Origin of the sequence: Solibacillus sp. R5-41, from assembly GCF_002736105.1 — a bacterium.
In the GTDB taxonomy this organism is placed as follows: domain Bacteria; phylum Bacillota; class Bacilli; order Bacillales_A; family Planococcaceae; genus Solibacillus.
Genome location: NZ_CP024123.1, coordinates 3,645,493 through 3,664,126 on the forward strand (window position 1 = coordinate 3,645,493; position 18,634 = coordinate 3,664,126).

An 18,634-nucleotide genomic window follows, 5' to 3' on the forward strand; every position below is an offset into this window, starting at 1 on the left:
CCGCTATCCCTCCCTCACAAGCAAGTGAAATGGTCCTTTTTCTGTATGGACCTTTTTTTGAATTCTTCTATTATTAATAAAATAAATCGAATGATCGTCATAGCCTGCTACAACGAGTGAATCTTTAAAATGCGCTACGGCAAACGGATTCGCACCAATTTCAAGCTGCCATTCAATTATTCCATCCGTATTCACAACGTACAATATATTTTCACCATGACTAACAACAGCAATTTCATCATCCCTTTGTGAAAAGCCAACTGGCATTAACGGCATTAGTATTTCTTTTATTTTTTCACCTGTAGATTGTGCATAAATATCGACGGTTTTATTGGGGCTATTTCCTTCACCATGTCCACCAACCCATAGTTCATCTCGTCCAGTAGGAATGACCAGGCCATGCGATGATTTTGGTATCACCCATTCGTCTAAGATGGCCATTGTTTCAGTAGAAATAACTGAAAGAATCGTGTCTTTGTAATTGATCACATACAGCTTACCATCACTCACCAACATTGACATTGGATAATTATGAAGCTTTACTGTATGCTGCAATTCCCCTTTCATCGTGTAACTTGTAAGTTCATTCGTTTTACTATTCGTTATAAATATCTTTTCAGTTTGCGCATCAAAATAGGCGTTCGTTACACCTAATCCTGTACTGATTTCTTTCAAAAGCTTCCCAGTAGAAAGCTCATATAAATCGGCATCTTTCAGTTGATGGCCGTACAATAAAATGGCATCTTTTCCAACTAATATGGCACCTGTATACGCTTTTTCTAAAGGCCACAAAGCAATTTCATTCGCTGATTGATCAAAAAATGTAATTGATGGCTCTATTATATTAACCGATGCGACGAATGATTGATGTGGGTCAATACGTTCGAAACGGTCATCTGAACAACCAGTAAGTATAAATACAAATAGAGAAAACAAAATGAAATGAGTTCGTTTCATATTTCGCCACCTCGCTATTAAGCGTACTAAATAATTGTGAAATTTGCATGAAAGGCGTGAGATAAAATTGTGAACAAATTAGGCTGCACGATGAAACTTAAAAAAATGCTGTACTAAAAGAGTTTGTCCTTTAGTACAGCATTTTCATTCGAAATTATCTTCAATCAGCAAATATTCTCTCACCTCTATAGGTGGCGAGATGAATGCAAGTATAGCCTTTTTAGTGAACATCCCACCGCCGGCTAAATAGGGGCACTCTGGCAAAGAACGTCGCGTCCTGCTGCAACACCAGGATGACCTGCATCGTGCTGGCCCAAGCAAAATTAAAATTATGGCACAATTGATTTGAAAGTAGGAATTACGGAGTGACCGGTGATTCAAAAAGTTCTTGAATGACTTTGTCCGCCGCTCGTTTTCCCTGCGCAACACAATCGGGCACACTAATCCCTTTGTACGAACTCCCTACAAGATGAATTTTTGGATATTCCTTATGAAATTGCTCGTCCATTTTTTTCATGCGTGCCTCATGACCAATCGTATATTGCGGCATAGATTCTTTCCAACGTGCAACTACCGTAAAAATGGGCGAACTCGTTAATCCAACAGCATTTCGTAAATCTTGCAAGACAATTTTCTCAATCTCACTGTCCGAAAGCTCTACAATGGACTCGTCCCCTACACGCCCTATATAAACACGCAAAGAATCATAATCTTCTGGCGCAACATCATCCCATTTACGATTATTCCACGTACAAGTCGTAATGGCAAAATCACTATTTCGGGAAACAAAGAAATTTAACGTATCTGCATGCTTTTTCATTTGCCCTTTTTTAAATGCCATCGTCACCGTTGCAATCGTTGCATAGTTCATATTCGGGATTTGTTGGATTGCCTCTGAATCACTAAATATTTTTTTCGTCACATTAAACGGGGTTGTGACAACGACCATATCTGCTTGAATTGGTGAACCACTATTTAAATTAACTTGATATGTGCTATCTGGTAATTTTTCAATGGCATCGACTTTGATTCCTTTTAAAATTGATTGATCAGCCAATTCTTTTTCTAATGTTTCCACTAATGTTTCGAGTCCATTTTTAAATGTCTCATAATGCAGTTCACCATGTGTATCATCTAACGCATAAATTCCTCGTCCTGTCTTTTTCATCCCTAAAAGTAAACTACGATAATCTTTCTCTAACTGGTAAAATTGCGGGAACATTGAGTGCATGCTTAAATGATCGACGTCTCCTGCAAAGGTACCTGCAAGTACAGGCTCTACTAAATTTTCTACAACCTCTTGACCAAAACGTCGTCGGAAAAATTCACTTATTGGTTCATCCGCTTCATGAGGGAGTTTCGGTAAAAACAAATCTCCTGCCGCACGAATCTTACCACTTAAAGAAAGGACACTCGATGTCATAAACGAGGAAATATCAGGTGACCCCCCGAGCAATAAATTACTCGGGATGGGATGAAGTTCGCTACCAATCGCAATGAATGTTCGACCATTTTTATTTTGAATCATTTCATGTTCGATATTTAAATCACGTGCCAAATCGCGGACACTGCTACTTGTATCAAAAAACGATTCGGGGCCACGTTCGATAATAAACCCATCTTTTCGTACTGTATGGATTTTTCCTCCTAAACGTAGAGATGCTTCACTTAATACTACGTCTAAAGGTAAATTTTGCGCCTTCGCTTTTTGCTGTAAATAGAATGCCGTCGTTAAGCCTGTGATTCCACCGCCAACGATAACAACCTTTCGTCTTTTTAATGTCACCTTCATCATCACTCTCTATATTAATTCACTAGTTTTTTGTTTATCGCATCCACCATCGCATCGATAAATAACGGATGCGTATTTGGCATCGTTGGACGATAATAGCTAGCACCGATTTCATTACAAACTAATTTACACTCAAAATCGTTATCATAAAGAACTTCTAAATGCTCTGTTACGAAACCGACTGGTGTGTAAATAAATGCTTTATACCCTTTTTGTTCAAATAATTCTCTCGTTAAATCTTGTACATCCGGTCCTAACCATGGCTCTGGTGTTTGACCAGCTGATTGCCAACCAACGACAACATTTTCAATTGCGGAGGCTTGTTCGATTAAATTTGCCGTTTCAACTAATTGTTGTTCATACGGGTCACCAGCTAATTTGATTTTTTCTGGTAATGAGTGATTCGAAACAATTAGACAGCAGTTTGTCCGTTCTTCATCTGACATTTTAGCTAGCTCACCATTAACGGCTTGCTTCCAAAACTCGATAAATTTAGGTTCATCATACCATGCTTCCACAGAAGTAATCTTTAAAGTGCCACCTAATTTTTCAGCAGCTTCTATTGCTCGGCCATTATATGATTTAACTGAAAATGTCGAGAAATGAGGTGCTAAAACAATGGAGATCGCCTCTGTAATTCCTTCGTTTACCATTGCCTCTACTGCATCTTCTACGAAAGGCTCGATATGTTTTAATCCAATAAACACTTTATATTCAACTTCATCTTGTACCTCGTTTAAACGTGCGCCTAACGCTTCCGCTTGTGCAACGGTCATTTTAGCAAGTGGCGAAATTCCACCAATGGCACGGTAGCGCGCTGCTAAATCATCAATATGTTCTTGAGACGGTTTGCGACCGTGACGAATATGTGTATAATAACGTTCGATATCTTCTTCTTTATACGGCGTACCGTATGCCATTACTAATAAACCACGTACTTGTTTCATGCCTTTTCACCTCTATAAAGTTTTAAACGACCTTTGATAAATCGATCAATTAACCGCGCTTCGCAATTTGTTCGCGACTATATTCATGCACAAAAGTCGTTAAGCGTTTTAATACAGCTGGACTTACTTCTGGGAATACTCCATGGCCTAGGTTGAAAATATGTCCGCCTTCATGTGCTAATCCTTGATCCACAATATCTTTCGCACGAGCTTCTAATACGTTCCAATCTGAAATCAGTAATGTCGGATCTAAGTTACCTTGTACAGCTTTGGTTACACCACGCGCTCCCGCTTCACGAATTGGTAAACGCCAATCTAAACCAACAACATCAATCGGTAAATCATGCCATTCATTCACTAAATGAGATGCACCTACTCCAAATTGAATTAACGGTACATTTAATTTTCGTAGCTCACCAAAAATACGAGTCATCGTAGGCTTTATAAAAATGCGATAATCATCAACATTCAATGCACCTACCCATGAGTCAAAAATTTGAATGGCTTTTGCACCTGCTTCTACTTGAGCTGTAATATCCGCAATTATCATGTCTGCTAACTTGTCCATTAATGCAAACCAAGCTTTTGGCTCAGATACCATAAAGGATTTCGTTTTTGCGTAACTACGACTAGGACCGCCTTCAATCATGTAGCTCGCTAATGTAAATGGTGCACCACCAAAGCCAATTAACGGTACATTCAGTTGTTCTTGCGTAAGCATTTTAATCGTTTCCAGAACATAAGGTGTATGTTCTTTTGCGTTAAATTCACCCAGCTTCTCAACATCTGCAACTGTACGAATTGGATTTGAAATAACCGGACCAATTCCCGCTTGTATTTTCACATCAACACCAATACCAGGTAATGGTGTCACAATATCTTTATATAAAATCGCTGCATCTACATCATATTGTTCAACAGGTAGACGTGTGACATAAGCACATAGCTCAGGTTGCATCGTAATTTCTTCCAATGAATATTTTGCTTTGATTTCACGATATTCTGGCTGTGAACGACCTGCTTGGCGCATAAACCAAACCGGAGTATGTTCTACTTCCTCCCCGCGAGCAGCACGTAATAACGTATCATTAAATTTAGTCATAAACTCATCCAAACCCCTTCAGATTTATAATTTAATTTTCTTTCTCTATAATGTCAGTGATATCCATTATCGACTATAAACTGTTCGTTTAGTATTGTATAGTTTTCTCATACAAATGTCATAAAATTGTTCTTTCTAACCCCCTCTTTTTGACAAATAGGTTGAACTTCAATATAAATGGAACTATTAGAGCAAAAGGAGGTTGTCATATTGAATTTTTATATCACATCTGGAACACCTGATTTTATGGAAAAATTAATTGCTAAAAATCACAAAGAATCCCTCATTTTATTACATGGAAATGGGAATTCAGTTGTCCTTCATGAAAGTCCCAAAAAATCTTTTTTTGCCGTCCCACGTAATTTTGAGGTGCTGGATCAAAAAGGGCAATTCGAACAAAAAGGTTATTTTACTTTTTACAATATGCCGATTTTGTCAGATGGTCGACCTGTTTTCGAGAACGCAGTATCGGATGTCATTACGTCGCTGAAAACAGATAGTACGGTCATCGCCTATCGTTTTTTACGTCCAATTAAAGCCGATACGTATTTGCTCATCATCCAGTGGGTAGGTCCTGCGTCATTTGATGTTTGGAAAAATGGCCAAAATTATAAAGCGAAAATCGCACCTATTTTAGAAGGGAAAGCTTCGGTCATCCAATCCATGTTCGACACGTCATTTTATATGACGACTTACAGCGCTACACCAAAAGATTAGCGCTGCGAATGTATGCTTTTTATTATGGATTCTGATAATCTTCTGTAGAAGTAATTTTTCTAATACGGATTCTAAAAAAGTGCCTGCATGTTTTGTCTGGCTAAGCACATGAGCCTCACAGCTTTGTGCAAGGCCAGCCTTTATAAAATGTATCCTAATGGAGCTTTCTGAATTTATTGCGCCGCTACCGTGGGAAGCAGTGAATTCTTAGGTAGATTCCCCTTACATTGACTTACATTTTTTATTGCAAGGACAGATTTTGGTATTGACCCCGAATTTCATATGTATAAAAAGCTACGATTGAGTTTCGTAGCTTTTTTATATAAAATTAGTATTTACAGAATATTTAGATATACAAAGTTTTTAAGGAGGGTTGTTACTTGCATATACAGCTTCAAATATTTATTGCTTTTTTCAGATCTGGAATTTTAGGTTTCGGTGGTGGTCCAACGACGATTCCGCTCGTACATAAGGAAGTCGTAACGAAATTTGAATGGATGACGGATGAAGAGTTTTCAGATGTCATTTCTATTGGCAATACATTACCTGGACCAGTTGCTACTAAAATGGCTGGCTATATCGGCTATAGAATTGGTGGGTGGCTTGGACTCGCTACCGCATTGATTGCAACTGTACTGCCTACTGTTGTTCTCATGATTATTTTGCTCGGCTCGTTAAATCAATTTAACGACTCCAAATTTGTTAATGGCATGACTAATGGTGTTATTCCGATTGTAGCGGTCATGATGGGTGCTCTCACTTGGGACTTTATGAAAAAAGCAAAAACTTCCCTCGGCATAAAAATTGCGGGCTTAATTTTTATTGTGAGCTTTGTCGCGATGGTTCCACTGAATATTCACCCAGGAATTGTCATTTCCATTTTACTTATTTTAGCTTTCGCATTACCTGTTAAAGGAGAAAAAGCATCATGACGTATTTCCATTTATTTTTAGCTTTTTTCTTCCCAAATATACTGGGATATGGTGGAGGACCATCTGCCATCCCTTTAATTGAGCACGAAGTTGTTACAAAATATGGCTGGATGACAAATTCAGAGTTTAGTGAATTATTAGCACTGGCTAATTCTTTACCTGGTCCAATAGCAACTAAAATGGCTGGCTATATTGGTTATTCTGTTGCAGGTGTTACAGGTAGTATTATTGCGCTCTTTGCGACGATTGCCCCTTCTCTAATTTTAATGCTTGTTTTATTAAATCTATTATATAAATATCGGCATTCTACTCGTGTAAAGCGCCTATCAAGCTTTGTATTACCGGCGATCGCTGTCCTGTTATTGACGCTTACGTTTGATTTTTTGAAAACATCATATAATTTAAACAATATCATCCCCACGGTGTTATTAGTTATTGGTAGTTATTTTGCATTAGAGAAATATAAAATTCACCCTGCTTTTGTTATTGTTACTGGGCTACTTATTGGTGGGTTTTTTCTTTAAATTTGATAAAAGTGAATTCTAATTCTAATAAAGTATGTCCTTATTAGGCTAGCTAAGCACATGAGCCGCACAGGTTTGTAGCACAAATCTGTACGGCTCATGTGCTCCGTGCAAGGCCAGGCCAACACGATGTTAATCACTCAGGCGTTGCTACAAGACGTGGCGGGTTTAGCCTGAATTCCTCTGTATACGCTTAGGCTTCTAGCTTTCTGGATTGATAGCGCCGCTTCCAGTGCAAGACGGCGTTTTCTTATGGGATTGCACTTTGGACCGTTGTCAATTTACACTTTTATGAAATCCCCCTTCCTCAACTTATGATGATAATTTCAACGGAGTTACAAGGAAAAAACATATGTTAAGGAAGAAAAACTTAAATTTATTTCTATATTTACTAAAATTTTAATGACGATAAATATATAAATGGAACTTATGAATCCTACATAAAAATGGGAACCCCCTCAAGCTTAGCTGATAACACTTTGTAAGAATGCAAGTTGATTGGATTTAAGGGGCGACGTTGCGGACATCGCAAAAGAAATGATGAATTTCACGAAAGCGAGTATTTTAATGCAAGCAAGCCAATATGCGATGCAGTTGCATATGCAGCAAGCCGATTTTATTTTACAGCTACTCAATACAGGCATTCGAAAAAAGAGCCATTAGCATTTTGGCACTGACTACCCTTTTTGAGACAAGAATAAAACACCCTATTATGCAGCCAATTGACGGTATTGAACCGGCGATTGGCTGTTTAGTTTCGTTTGAATACGGATATTATTATAATAAGTAATGTATTCTTCGACAATCTGTATCACACGTGCATTCGTTGTGCGATAGATATCGTCGAGATAGAACGTTTCAGACTTTAGCGTGGAATGAAACGATTCGATTGGGGAATTATCAGCTGGCGTGCCTTTGCGGGACATGCTCATGGTAATTCCTTTTTCTTTGGCTGCTTTTTGATAAGCATAGGATGTATAAACGGAGCCTTGGTCACTATGCAGAATGCATCCTTCTGGTAGCTTAGGCAATTGATAGAGCGTATCCAACACAAAATCTGTGTCTTGTTTGATACCAGTAGTTTGTGCCACAATTTCGCCATTGTAGACATCGAGAATACTAGAAAGATACATCATCGATTGACCAAAAGGCAAGTACGTAATATCCGTGACTAGCTTCTCCATGGGCTTAGATGCTGTAAAATTGCGTGCTAATAAATTCGGTGCGACGTATGCTGGCTGCCCGGTACGCTTCCGTTTCTTCACCTTTACTTTACATTGCCAACCATATTTTTGCATAACACGCTGCACAGTCTTCCTACAAACTCCTGGGTACAGATTAGCAACCTTTCGATAACCATATCGAAATTTATTCTGTTTGCACAAGTCGCCAATCTGCTGATCTCGAATCTCCTTTTGTGTGGATTGATCCACATCCTTTCTCCAACGATAGTATGACGAGCGACCTAAGCCTAAATGACGACAGATTTCACCAATTGGCATAACATCTTTTAATTCTTCAACTAATTGAAGTACTACTTTTGGCGCCACTTCCCTTCCAATTCCGCGTACTTTTTTAAAACTTCAATCTGTTGTTTCAACTCCAGATTCTCTGCCTGTAGCTTGGCTGTCTCGCTTTCAAATTCCGGTCCTTTGCCGAAGGCATATTGTTTACCAACTGGTTGTTTAAGACGGTGCATTTCACCATTTCGATACCAATGCATCCATCGCTTCAACTGCGTATAGTTTCGAATGTCCAATTCTTCCATTACTTCTTTTACCGGTACGTTAGCCATTCGCATTTCAATTGCCTTCATTTTCACTTCTACTGGATAACTGACTCTTGTTCCCATAGAAAAACACCTCCACATTGATTATTTCAGGTTTAAGCCCCCGTTATTCAATGAAAGGTGTTTTTATTTGTCTCATGTTATTAGGTCAGTGCCTTTTTTTGCTAACGGCTCTCTTTTTATTTTGATAATCTAATTGTTAGCTCACTTACTAGCAATATAACAATCGGGATTATAAAAAATTGCGGTTGCATCATTGCACAAACCGTTACGATGACAGCCTGTTTCACAGCGAGTAATCGAAGCAATTTCGTAACTGCTTGATTTCTTGTTTCCCGCGGGACTGGATACAGCATATCCATACGGAATTCCCCTGCCGATAACAATGCATATTTTAATTGCAAAGTCGTGGCAAATGCTAAAGCTCCAGCGACAATCCATGTTACAAATGGAATGTTAACAAACATCGCAATAATCGCTGAAATGGCTGTCAAACGAACCCATAAATAAAAGTGGTCATCTGTTCGAATAAATGTACGGAATACAAGATAAGCTTGTGTATTTCCCTTTTTATATGGAATCCATTTATACGCAATATCCAGCCAAGCTCTTCGCTTAATAGACCCTTTCAAATGTGGAACTTCTGTAAAGTAATTTGCAAAGCGATAAAAGCGCAACATTCGATTTTGCTCAAGCTTAATAAAATGCTCATAAGGCACAGGTTGATTTTTCATTTTTTTATGCAATGTACCAACGTAATATGCGAGCATAATTAAAAACACAATGGCAAAAATGCCATCTGTCAAAACCGTTTGAATTGCTAAAATAGATATAACCGCTCGAACAATTCGGTCCATCAAAATAGCTTGTCCGCGGTTCACATAACGATACGCAAATTCACTTCGGACATTTAAAAATTTCAACAAAGCAACGAACAATACCCCTAGCCAAATTTGCGACATTGTTAATTCAGTAACTTCTTTTAATAATGGAATCGTTACGATATATACAACTGCTGGTGCTAATAATTGTGACCAAAACGTCCAATTTTTCGCCCTTTTAAAATACTGTGGCATTTGTGATTCAAGCGGTAATAAATACACTTGATCCGGTTCTTTTAATAATGTTATAGGACGGCTCAGTGCAAGCATACAGCCAACAAGGATCGCCACTAGCCACTCAGCAGGAAAATCATTTTGCACAACTTTTAGCCATTCGCTATATTGATAGCCCCCTGCGCCAATTATAAAGACAAAGACAATCGCAATATGCCCCGTAAATACGAAACGCATATACTTCATAACTTCGCCTATATAATGCTCAAACCGCTTCGTCCAAACACTATGCATGCTGTTCATTGTCTTGCTCCTTAGTCATCGCAATATATAAATCATCAAGGGTTGCAGTAGGCATTTGAAATGCTTTACGTAAATCGTCCATCGTACCTTGTGCACGAACACGTCCCTCATGAAGTAAAATAATGCGGTCACAATGCTTTTCTGCTGTCGATAAAATATGCGTCGACATTAAAATAGCGGCCCCAGCACGTTTTTTCGCGTCCATTTGATCTAACAACGATTGAATGCCAAGCGGATCAAGTCCGACAAATGGTTCATCAATAATGTACAGACTCGGATTGACTAAAAACGCACACATAATCATCACTTTTTGACGCATACCTTTTGAAAAATGCGATGGGAACCAGTTTAATCGTTTTTCCATACGGAACTCTTTCAGCAGTACCTCAGATCGTTCGGCTAATGTCTTTTCATCTAAACCGTAAGCCATTGCTGTCAATTCTAGGTGCTCTTTTAATGTTAATTCTTCATACAATACGGGCGTTTCAGGAATATAAGAAAAACTCGAACGGTATTTATCCATGTTTTCCTTTAGTGTCACACCATTTAAACGAATTTCGCCTGCTCGCGGCAATAATGTACCGATAATATGTTTAATCGTCGTACTTTTCCCCGCTCCGTTTAAACCAATTAATCCAACCAATTCCCCTTTGTTCATTTCAAAAGATAAATCTTGAATTACAGGCTTACGCGTATATCCACCTGTTACATTTTGTACGTGTAAAATTGTCACAGTCGTCACTCCTCTTTATATAATGTAGTTTATCAAAAAAGCCACAAATATTCAGTTCACATATGGTAAAATAGAGAAAATCTTTCTTAAAAGGAGTCGAGCTCGATGAGTGATTGCCTATTTTGTAAAATTATTAACGGTCAAATACCAAGCTTAAAAGTATATGAAGATGATCATGTATACGCGTTCATGGACATTATGCCATTAACGAAGGGCCACACATTATTAATTCCTAAAACGCACTGCAAAGATTTATTTGAAATGCCTGAAGAAGTGGCTCGTAATTTATATGCAGCGGCACCAAAAGTCGCCAATGCTATTAAAGCAGCGTTTAACCCAACTGGCATGAATACTATGAACAATAATGGTGAATCAGCTGGACAAACCGTATTCCATTACCATCTGCATCTCATTCCACGCTATGATGAAAAAGATGGTTTAAAAGTAGAATGGAATAGTAGACAAGCTGAATTCCCTACTGAAATTTTAACAGAAATTGCTGGGCAAATTAGAGAAAATTTATAAATTCTAGACTTTACTAGTTTCTTAATAGGATTACAAATATCATCCTATTGCAATTTTCATAGTTTTTGCGTACAATCATGAATAAGTTTTCGCTAATGGCAATGAGTGCACATTAGGAGAACCAAATTAGCTTAGAAAAGTTAGAGGAGACGAGACAGATGAATACAAAAAATTTAGTTTTAATGGCGCTTTTAATTGGAATTGGGACGGCACTATATGTTGTGATCCCAGGATTCGTACAAGGCATGAAACCAGATTTCATTTTGACGATGATGTTTATTGGGATTTTACTTTTCCCAACACTTAAGGAAACTTTCTTACTCGGATTAAGTGCTGGCGTTCTTTCGGGACTATTTACTACTTTCCCTGCTGGGTTCTTACCGAATATTATTGATAAATCCGTAACAGCATTTGTATTTTTAGCAATAGTATTAGTGCTTAAAAAGCTGACTACAAATATGGTCGTAACAACGATTTCTGTTGGAATTGGTACATTAATTTCAGGCACAATTTTCTTATCTGTTGCATTATTTGCAATGGGGACAGATGTAGGTGCGCCTTTCTTAATTTTATTTTCAAGTGTTGTATTACCAGCAGTTGCATTCAACGCTGGGGCGTTTATTGTCATTTACCCTATCATCCAAAAATTAGTGAAGCGTTCAAACTTCAAAACTTCTTTATCAAATGCATAATTATTGAAGCTACGTAGCTATAAATTAATAGCTACGTAGCTTCTTTTTCATTTGCTCATTTCATGGTTTAATATAAGTAGTTTATGGAAATTAATTAAGGTAAATGTCCAAATTAATAGGAAAGGAAGAATCATAATGAATACAAAAACATTTTTAATCGGTTTGTCTGCTGGATTAGTTGGAGGAGCGGCGGCTATATTATTATCCACTCCCCAATCTGGTACACAGCTTCGCCAAAATATCACAACGAATTTAGCAAGCGCAAAATTAAAACTATCCGATCTAACATCTGAAATTATCAATGTGAAAAAATCGCTAACAACACTCACTTCAGAAGCACAAAATAACATGCCTAGTATAATAAATGATTTAAAGGTAAGTCTGACCGAGTTCAAACAAGAAATCGAACCAGAAACATTAACTTTAAAACAAGAAATTGAGAAATTACAGAATTCTATTAGTGAAATCGAGAAAATTATCCCTTCAGACAAAAATGAACCTCAGTCAGACGTATTGAATTCATAGGTAATAAAACCTACTATTTTTTACTTTTTATTCAAATTAAATAACTATAATATCTTTTTTTAACATTTTTTAGCCAATTGTTAATTATTTAATTTTTCTAACTTTAAACTTTATTCTTTTATTGCTATAATATTTTCAAAACATATAATGAAAGAAGAAGGTGATTGCTTTGTCTGATGAATTATACACACAGAAAGAGGCTATGTTATATAGCCAACGTATTGCACAGTTATCTAAAGCTCTTTGGAAAGCTGTTGAAAAGGATTGGCAAACATGGATTAAGCCTTTCGATTTAAATATTAATGAACATCATATTTTATGGATTTCATATCATTTAAAAGGTGCCTCCATTTCTGATGTTGCTAAATTCGGAGTCATGCATGTATCGACTGCTTTCAACTTTTCAAAAAAATTAGAAGAGCGTGGTTTATTAACATTTTCAAAGCGTGATGATGATAAACGTAATACTTACGTAGAGCTTACACCTAAAGGCTCTGAGCTGATTTTACGTATGTATGAACATTACCATGATACAGAACATTCGATATTAGAAGGTTCATTACCTTTAAAAGAGATTTACGGGAGATTCCCTGAGTTTTTAGATGTCATGGCTGTTATTCGTAATATTTACGGCGAGGATTTTATCGAAATTTTCGAACGCTCCTTCCAAGATTTTAAAGATACCTTTAAAGAAGTGAAACATACTGCCTCTATTTAATGGAAGAGAAAAAGGGTGTATTCATACACTCTTTTTTTCGTTAAGGTAAATTATACGACTGTCTCTACTTTATGTAGTATGATGAGAAAACATACACATGCGTTTACACTAGAATTACTTTTTATTCAGTTTATTACGCAACCTATTAGGAGGATATTCGTGCACTGTTGGAAAACAATTAATATTGAGCGTGATTATGGTACAGCAAGACTATATATATTGTCTTGCATTGTTTTTGTTTTAGTGTTTTGTTTTTCATATATAACTTTAAGCTTTCAATTTATGTCTCGACATGAAGACCATTACTTATGGTTGATCATATTTTTCACCCCATTCATCTATCCTATTCATAAAGCGATTCACTATTTCGTTTTATTTAAATACAGAAACTCGATTGTTTTTAGATTTAAAATACGATACATTTTCATCCCGATTGTTCATATGCAATTGCAACAGAGCATTCCTAAAAAGTTATATATATTTACATTACTTACACCGTTTATTTTATTTAACACCATTCTTTTTATTGGGGGCCTATACATTCCACAATATGCCCATTATTTTAGCTTTTTACTGGCTTTTCATTGTAGTGTTTGTTTAATGGATATTTTATATGTCAAACATTTATTGTCCGCACCAAAGAATGCTATAATTGAGGAAACACCTAGAGGTTATGAAATTCTTGTACCATTAAATTTATAGTTAGTCTTTAATGCAAATTTTTTATTCAAGTTGTAAGGGGGAGGAATAAATTGCTATTACTCATTGTCATTCTATTTTCGATTTTATACTTATTCCAAATTAATCGGATGACAGCTGCTCTTTGTATTCAAAAAGAAATCCCTGAAGAAAAGCAGCCAAAAATATTCCGAACAATCAATGTACTGATTACGATTTTATTGATTAGCCTATATGTAGAAGTATTAATAGCTGTATAATAATCAATTACACCTTGGCTAACTCTTGTCCATATTTTAAATTGTGCTTAGGCCTGCACGATGCAGGTCAGTTAGCCTTTGTCTCATTGATGCGACGAACTTAGGCTAACATCCTAAACTAACTCACATTAAAATCTGTGACATCCGTCGCGGCATTTTTTTCATTCAGCGTTTTTTTCTGAATAAAAATAAAAAAGGTGCACACGCTAAAGCGGGCACCTTTTTTTACTTCTCTCATTTACCAATGTAAATTAAAATGGTCATTCCTCAACTTTTTTCAAATTAATGGAACCAACATACATTTGCTATATCTATCCATTTTTTAGATTAGTAAATAAACGCTGCACCTACGATGATCAATAAAATGAACAATACGACTAATAGTGCAAAGCCTGAGCCAGAACCATTATAGCCTCCGCCACCCATCACGTCACCTCCCATCTATCATCTATCGTATGCACCTTGCTTGGTAAAACTTAGGCCATTACTGTATGCAACCATTTTGTTTTTAATTCGTTTATGTTATAGTAACTAATGCATTCAAAGAAAGTTAGGAGCGTAATAAAAAATGAAAAAATCACTTTTTGCATTAACATTAGCTGCATCAATCGGTTTAGCTGCATGTAGTAATCCTGGCGATGAGGTAATTGTCTCGACAAATGTTGGCGACATTACTCAAGAAGACTTTTACAATCAAATTAAAGATATCGCTGGTGATGAATTATTACAACAAGTAGTAATTGAGAAGATTTTAAACGAGAAATATAAAGTAACTGAAGAAGAAATTGAAAAAGAGTTCAAAGCTGTTAAAGAACAACTTGGCGATGGCTTAGACGCCGCTTTAGCGCAAAGTAATTTAACTGAAGAAGGCTTAAAAACAAATATCCGCTTCAGCCTTTTACAACAAAAAGCAGTTGCTGATGTTGAAGTAACGGATGAAGAAATTCAATCATATTATGACCAAGCTAAACAAGAGTTAAATGCTCGTCATATTTTAGTGGAAGATGAGGCAACAGCTAAAGAAGTTGCTAAAAAATTAAACGCTGGTGAGGATTTTGCTGCAGTAGCAAAAGAATATTCAAAAGACCCAGGTTCAGCTGAAAAAGGCGGCGAATTAGGCTGGTTTACAGTTGGAAAAATGGTTCCTGAATTCAATGACGCTGCTTATGCACTTGAAGTGAATAAAATTAGTGAACCAGTTAAAACACAGCATGGTTTCCACATCATCCAAGTAACTGAGAAGCGCGATGTAAAGGATTTTGGAACTTTAGAAGAGAAGAAAGAAGAAATCCGTGAATCAATCGCAGCTTCTAAAGGCGACTGGGCTACAACATTGGATAAGTTACTTAAAGAAGCAGATATTGAAGTAAAAGATGCTGACTTGAAAAACGCTTTCAAAGACATGAGCGCTGAATAAATTTCACTTCTTTCATCAGCAGTCTCCACCTCTATAGGTGTCGATTTGAATACGGAATTTAGTTTCTAATCCAAATATTAGCTGAGAGAAGTTAAGTCCCTGGCAGATGTCACAGAATCTGATTTGTGCGTACACAAATCAGATTCCGGACGCAATTATGCCTAGGCATAATTGATAAAAAAAAAAGCACAGCAAATATTGCTGTGTCTTTTTTTATGAATTTCTCTTTAGTTTTTCTTCACAAATTCTGATTTTAACTTCATTGCACCGAAACCATCAATTTTACAATCAATGTTGTGATCGCCTTCTACTAGGCGGATGCTCTTCACACGTGTACCAATTTTAAGTGTAGATGAACTACCTTTTACCTTTAAATCTTTAATAACCGTTACAGTGTCACCATCTGCTAATAAATTTCCGTTAGCGTCACGAACTACTAGCCCTTCTTCAATGGCTTCTTCTGTTTGTGACCATTCATGTGCACATTCTGGACAAACGAACATTTGTCCATCTTCATACGTATATTCTGAGCCGCAATTCGGGCAATTTGGTAATTTCTCCATTATCCTAACCTCCACTCAATGATTACTCTATACTGTCATACTTACAAAACGAAAACAAGCCAATGCTGCTTAAGGTACTTATTTCACTCACAACTCATTATGATTAAGCTGTTTTTGGGCTACCACAATATTGGTCACAAAGGCATATTCACAGGAAATGACAGCTTCAGCCTTCGTTCCTCTTCCCTTGCTCAGCCAGCCATAATCCTAACCCTAAAACGACTGCACCTCCCACGATATTTCCAGCAGTGACCGGCACTAAATTATGAATGGCACCGCTAAGGGTGATTGTCTCTCCATGTGGGATAAAAAATGCTAACGTAAACAAAGTCATGTTTGCGATACTGTGCTCAAAGCCCGACATAATAAACGGGAAAATACAACAAAAGATAATCATAATTTTAGCAGCTTCACTTTTTAAGCGGTAAGTGCACCAAACTGCTATACAAACAAGTGTGTTACATAAAATACCTCGAAAAAAAAGTTCCGTCGCAGGGGCAGACATTTTTGCCGTTGTAACTTTTTCGACAAAATTGGCGGTCTCCCCTACTGCCATGCCGGACATAAAAAATAGCCACGCACAAAAAATAGAACCTATAAAATTTCCAACATAACTATATGACCATACATTGATTAAATCCAGTATGCTCGTCCTTTTTTCTAACGTTCCAATAGCCATGACCAAATTATTTCCTGTAAATAAATCCGTTCCACTAAGCGTCACCATACAAAGCGCTACACCAAATGCCAATCCTTGAATAATCTTCATGCTCGGTACATTGGTAGGTGATAGCAATCCTCCAATTACAATGAATGTGATAATGCCAAACCCAATGAATAGGCCCCCATAAAATGCGAGTATTAAAAATCCTAATTTTGACGTACGAACCATTTGTGTTTTTTTCTCAGCTACTGTTGCAATAGCTTGAAATGTTTCAGTCATTTGACCACCTCATAATTACGATGTATTCATCAAAATTATAACAAGATAATCCCATAATGTATGCATTTCATTTCCAGTGTGAAATATATGAATATTCACCTTTTCGCCATTTTTTAAATTATTTTTAAAATTCATAGGATTATTCACTCCCAAAACACGAACATTTCATTTTATATATGTACATAAATTCGTATATTTAACATTCTTTCTTCTCTTTTTTGTGCTTTCTAAAAATACTTTCAAGAATTTTCCCACACATTCATGAAAAGAGTATATTATCAAGGTAGGTAAATATTAATTACACAAGGAGTGTTTCAATTGACATTAACAACTAATCGCGCATATAACTTTAATGCAGGTCCATCTGCATTACCACTTGAAGTATTACAAAAAGCCCAGGCAGAGCTTGTTGATTTTAAAGGTACAGGCATGTCTGTAATGGAGTTAAGCCACCGTAGCGCTACATTTGAAGCGGTACATAACGAGGCAATTGCTCGCTTACGCAAAATTTATGACATTCCAGAAAACTATGAAGTGCTATTCCTACAAGGTGGAGCAAGCCTTCAATTTACAATGATTCCTATGAACTTCCTAACTCAAAATCAAAAAGCCAGCTATATTCAAACAGGGGCTTGGTCAGAAAAAGCTTTCAAAGAAGCAAAATTTTTCGGTACACCGGTTGAAGCAGCTAGTACAAAAGAAAATAATTATAAAAACATACCAACAATTGAAGAAATTCAAGTAGAACAAGATGCAGCATATGTTCACCTAACTTCAAACAATACAATTTTCGGTACACAGTGGAAAGCATTCCCTAAAACGGGTGATGTACCATTAATCGCAGATATGTCTTCTGATATTTTATCTAAAAAAGTGGACGTTTCAAATTTCGCGATGATTTATGCGGGCGCTCAAAAAAACCTAGGTCCTTCTGGTGTAACAGTTGTTATTATCCGTAAAGATTTCCTTGAAAAAGCAAACCCTAACATCCCAACAATGTTAAAATACGATACGCATGTTACTAACAATTCTTTATACAATACACCACCAACATTCGGTATTTATATGCTTGGTGAAGTGTTGAAATGGGTAGAAGAACAAGGCGGGTTAGAAGTACTCGAAAAACGCAATGAAGAAAAAGCCCAATTAATTTACGACGCAATCGATCATTCAAACGGATTCTATTATGGTCATGCAACGGAAGAATCTCGTTCATTAATGAATATTACATTCCGTGTAGCAGATGAAGCTTTAGAAAAGAAATTCTTAGCTGAAGCAAAAGAAGCTGGATTTGTTGGATTAAACGGTCACCGTTCAGTAGGCGGCTGCCGCGCATCTGCATACAATTCTGTACCAGTAGAAACTTGCCAAGCATTAGCAGACTTCATGGTAAAATTCCAACAAGATAACCAATAATCAAATGTGAAAAGGACATCCACGCATATAAATCGTGGATGTCCTT

General features: G+C 36.9%; 22 protein-coding genes. 12 read left to right on the forward strand and 10 right to left on the reverse strand.

The annotated features are described in order from the left end of the window. Nucleotides 1–3 precede the first annotated feature (3 nt). From CSE16_RS18025 to hemE, 4 genes are all read right to left on the reverse strand, one after another. Complete coding sequence (locus CSE16_RS18025) at nt 4–957, reverse strand: YncE family protein (protein ID WP_099425169.1); 954 nt, start codon at nt 955–957, stop codon at nt 4–6. Between the two features lie 358 nt (nt 958–1,315). Further along, the gene (gene hemY / locus CSE16_RS18030; protein WP_371514506.1) at nt 1,316–2,749 is read right to left on the reverse strand and encodes a protoporphyrinogen oxidase; all 1,434 of its coding nucleotides are present in this window, start codon (nt 2,747–2,749) and stop codon (nt 1,316–1,318) included. Nucleotides 2,750–2,763: 14 nt separating this feature from the next. Continuing rightward, nucleotides 2,764–3,696: a ferrochelatase gene (gene hemH / locus CSE16_RS18035; RefSeq protein WP_099425171.1), complete on the reverse strand. Its 933-nt coding sequence runs from the start codon at nt 3,694–3,696 to the stop codon at nt 2,764–2,766. Nucleotides 3,697–3,745: 49 nt separating this feature from the next. Next, nucleotides 3,746–4,798 (reverse strand): uroporphyrinogen decarboxylase, encoded by a 1,053-nt coding sequence (gene hemE / locus CSE16_RS18040; RefSeq protein ID WP_099425172.1) that lies wholly within the window; start codon nt 4,796–4,798, stop codon nt 3,746–3,748. Between the two features lie 210 nt (nt 4,799–5,008). On the opposite strand from hemE, the gene CSE16_RS18045 reads away from it, so the two are divergent. From CSE16_RS18045 to CSE16_RS21485, 4 genes are all read left to right on the forward strand, one after another. Further along, entirely contained in the window at nt 5,009–5,515 is a 507-nt protein-coding gene (locus tag CSE16_RS18045; RefSeq protein WP_099425173.1) for an antibiotic biosynthesis monooxygenase family protein, read from the forward strand. 380 nt (nt 5,516–5,895) lie between these two features. Then, entirely contained in the window at nt 5,896–6,447 is a 552-nt protein-coding gene (locus CSE16_RS18050) for a chromate transporter (protein ID WP_099425174.1), read from the forward strand. Then, nucleotides 6,444–6,971 carry a chromate transporter gene (locus CSE16_RS18055; RefSeq protein ID WP_099425175.1) on the forward strand — a complete coding sequence of 176 codons (528 nt, stop codon included), beginning with the start codon at nt 6,444–6,446 and terminating at the stop codon, nt 6,969–6,971. Before CSE16_RS18050 ends, CSE16_RS18055 begins: the two co-directional genes overlap by 4 nt. Before the next feature lie 498 nt (nt 6,972–7,469). Further along, complete coding sequence (locus CSE16_RS21485) at nt 7,470–7,634, forward strand: flagellin (RefSeq protein WP_157764860.1); 165 nt, start codon at nt 7,470–7,472, stop codon at nt 7,632–7,634. Nucleotides 7,635–7,681: 47 nt separating this feature from the next. Here CSE16_RS21485 and CSE16_RS18060 read toward each other — a convergent pair. The 3 genes from CSE16_RS18060 to CSE16_RS18070 all read right to left on the reverse strand — a co-directional run bounded on the left by CSE16_RS18060 (nt 7,682) and on the right by CSE16_RS18070 (nt 10,851). After that, a protein-coding gene (locus CSE16_RS18060) for an IS3 family transposase (RefSeq protein WP_371514507.1) occupies nt 7,682–8,823 on the reverse strand; the annotation gives its coding sequence in 2 pieces (ribosomal slippage) (nt 7,682–8,550 and nt 8,550–8,823; 1,143 coding nt in all). A 116-nt stretch (nt 8,824–8,939) separates the two neighbouring features. Beyond that, nucleotides 8,940–10,118 carry an ABC transporter permease gene (locus tag CSE16_RS18065; protein ID WP_099425176.1) on the reverse strand — a complete coding sequence of 393 codons (1,179 nt, stop codon included), beginning with the start codon at nt 10,116–10,118 and terminating at the stop codon, nt 8,940–8,942. Further along, the gene (locus CSE16_RS18070; protein WP_099425177.1) at nt 10,102–10,851 is read right to left on the reverse strand and encodes an ABC transporter ATP-binding protein; all 750 of its coding nucleotides are present in this window, start codon (nt 10,849–10,851) and stop codon (nt 10,102–10,104) included. The genes CSE16_RS18065 and CSE16_RS18070 overlap by 17 nt, the downstream gene beginning before the upstream one ends. 105 nt (nt 10,852–10,956) lie before the next feature. Between CSE16_RS18070 and CSE16_RS18075 the strand changes: the two genes are divergently transcribed. The 6 genes from CSE16_RS18075 (at nt 10,957) to CSE16_RS18100 (ending at nt 14,249) form a co-directional block, all read left to right on the forward strand. After that, on the forward strand, nt 10,957–11,376 hold the full coding sequence (locus tag CSE16_RS18075; RefSeq protein ID WP_099425178.1) for an HIT family protein: 420 nt from the start codon (nt 10,957–10,959) through the stop codon (nt 11,374–11,376). Between the two features lie 158 nt (nt 11,377–11,534). Continuing rightward, nucleotides 11,535–12,068, forward strand: a complete 534-nt coding sequence (locus tag CSE16_RS18080; RefSeq protein WP_099425179.1) for a tryptophan transporter — start codon at nt 11,535–11,537, stop codon at nt 12,066–12,068. Between the two features lie 135 nt (nt 12,069–12,203). Then, nucleotides 12,204–12,593 (forward strand): YtxH domain-containing protein, encoded by a 390-nt coding sequence (locus CSE16_RS18085; protein ID WP_099425180.1) that lies wholly within the window; start codon nt 12,204–12,206, stop codon nt 12,591–12,593. A 163-nt stretch (nt 12,594–12,756) separates the two neighbouring features. Then, the gene (locus CSE16_RS18090) at nt 12,757–13,311 is read left to right on the forward strand and encodes an HTH-type transcriptional regulator Hpr (RefSeq protein WP_172954451.1); all 555 of its coding nucleotides are present in this window, start codon (nt 12,757–12,759) and stop codon (nt 13,309–13,311) included. Between the two features lie 282 nt (nt 13,312–13,593). Beyond that, on the forward strand, nt 13,594–14,013 hold the full coding sequence (locus CSE16_RS18095) for a DUF3267 domain-containing protein (protein WP_253896286.1): 420 nt from the start codon (nt 13,594–13,596) through the stop codon (nt 14,011–14,013). A 50-nt stretch (nt 14,014–14,063) separates the two neighbouring features. Beyond that, a complete protein-coding gene (locus tag CSE16_RS18100) occupies nt 14,064–14,249 on the forward strand; it encodes a hypothetical protein (protein WP_099425183.1) in 186 nt (61 codons plus the stop codon). 327 nt (nt 14,250–14,576) lie between these two features. Here CSE16_RS18100 and CSE16_RS18105 read toward each other — a convergent pair whose 3' ends face one another. After that, nucleotides 14,577–14,675 carry a YjcZ family sporulation protein gene (locus CSE16_RS18105; protein WP_083493702.1) on the reverse strand — a complete coding sequence of 33 codons (99 nt, stop codon included), beginning with the start codon at nt 14,673–14,675 and terminating at the stop codon, nt 14,577–14,579. A gap of 142 nt (nt 14,676–14,817) precedes the next feature. On the opposite strand from CSE16_RS18105, the gene CSE16_RS18110 reads away from it, so the two are divergent. After that, complete coding sequence (locus CSE16_RS18110; protein WP_099425184.1) at nt 14,818–15,666, forward strand: peptidylprolyl isomerase; 849 nt, start codon at nt 14,818–14,820, stop codon at nt 15,664–15,666. Between the two features lie 227 nt (nt 15,667–15,893). Here the strand turns inward: CSE16_RS18110 and CSE16_RS18115 are convergent, their stop codons facing one another. Together CSE16_RS18115 and CSE16_RS18120 are read right to left on the reverse strand one after the other, a co-directional pair. Next, the gene (locus CSE16_RS18115) at nt 15,894–16,229 is read right to left on the reverse strand and encodes a zinc ribbon domain-containing protein YjdM (RefSeq protein WP_099425185.1); all 336 of its coding nucleotides are present in this window, start codon (nt 16,227–16,229) and stop codon (nt 15,894–15,896) included. 166 nt (nt 16,230–16,395) lie between these two features. After that, on the reverse strand, nt 16,396–17,172 hold the full coding sequence (locus tag CSE16_RS18120; protein WP_099425186.1) for a formate/nitrite transporter family protein: 777 nt from the start codon (nt 17,170–17,172) through the stop codon (nt 16,396–16,398). Between the two features lie 318 nt (nt 17,173–17,490). Between CSE16_RS18120 and serC the strand changes: the two genes are divergently transcribed. Then, nucleotides 17,491–18,588 (forward strand): 3-phosphoserine/phosphohydroxythreonine transaminase, encoded by a 1,098-nt coding sequence (gene serC / locus CSE16_RS18125; protein WP_099425187.1) that lies wholly within the window; start codon nt 17,491–17,493, stop codon nt 18,586–18,588. Nucleotides 18,589–18,634: the final 46 nt, after the last annotated feature.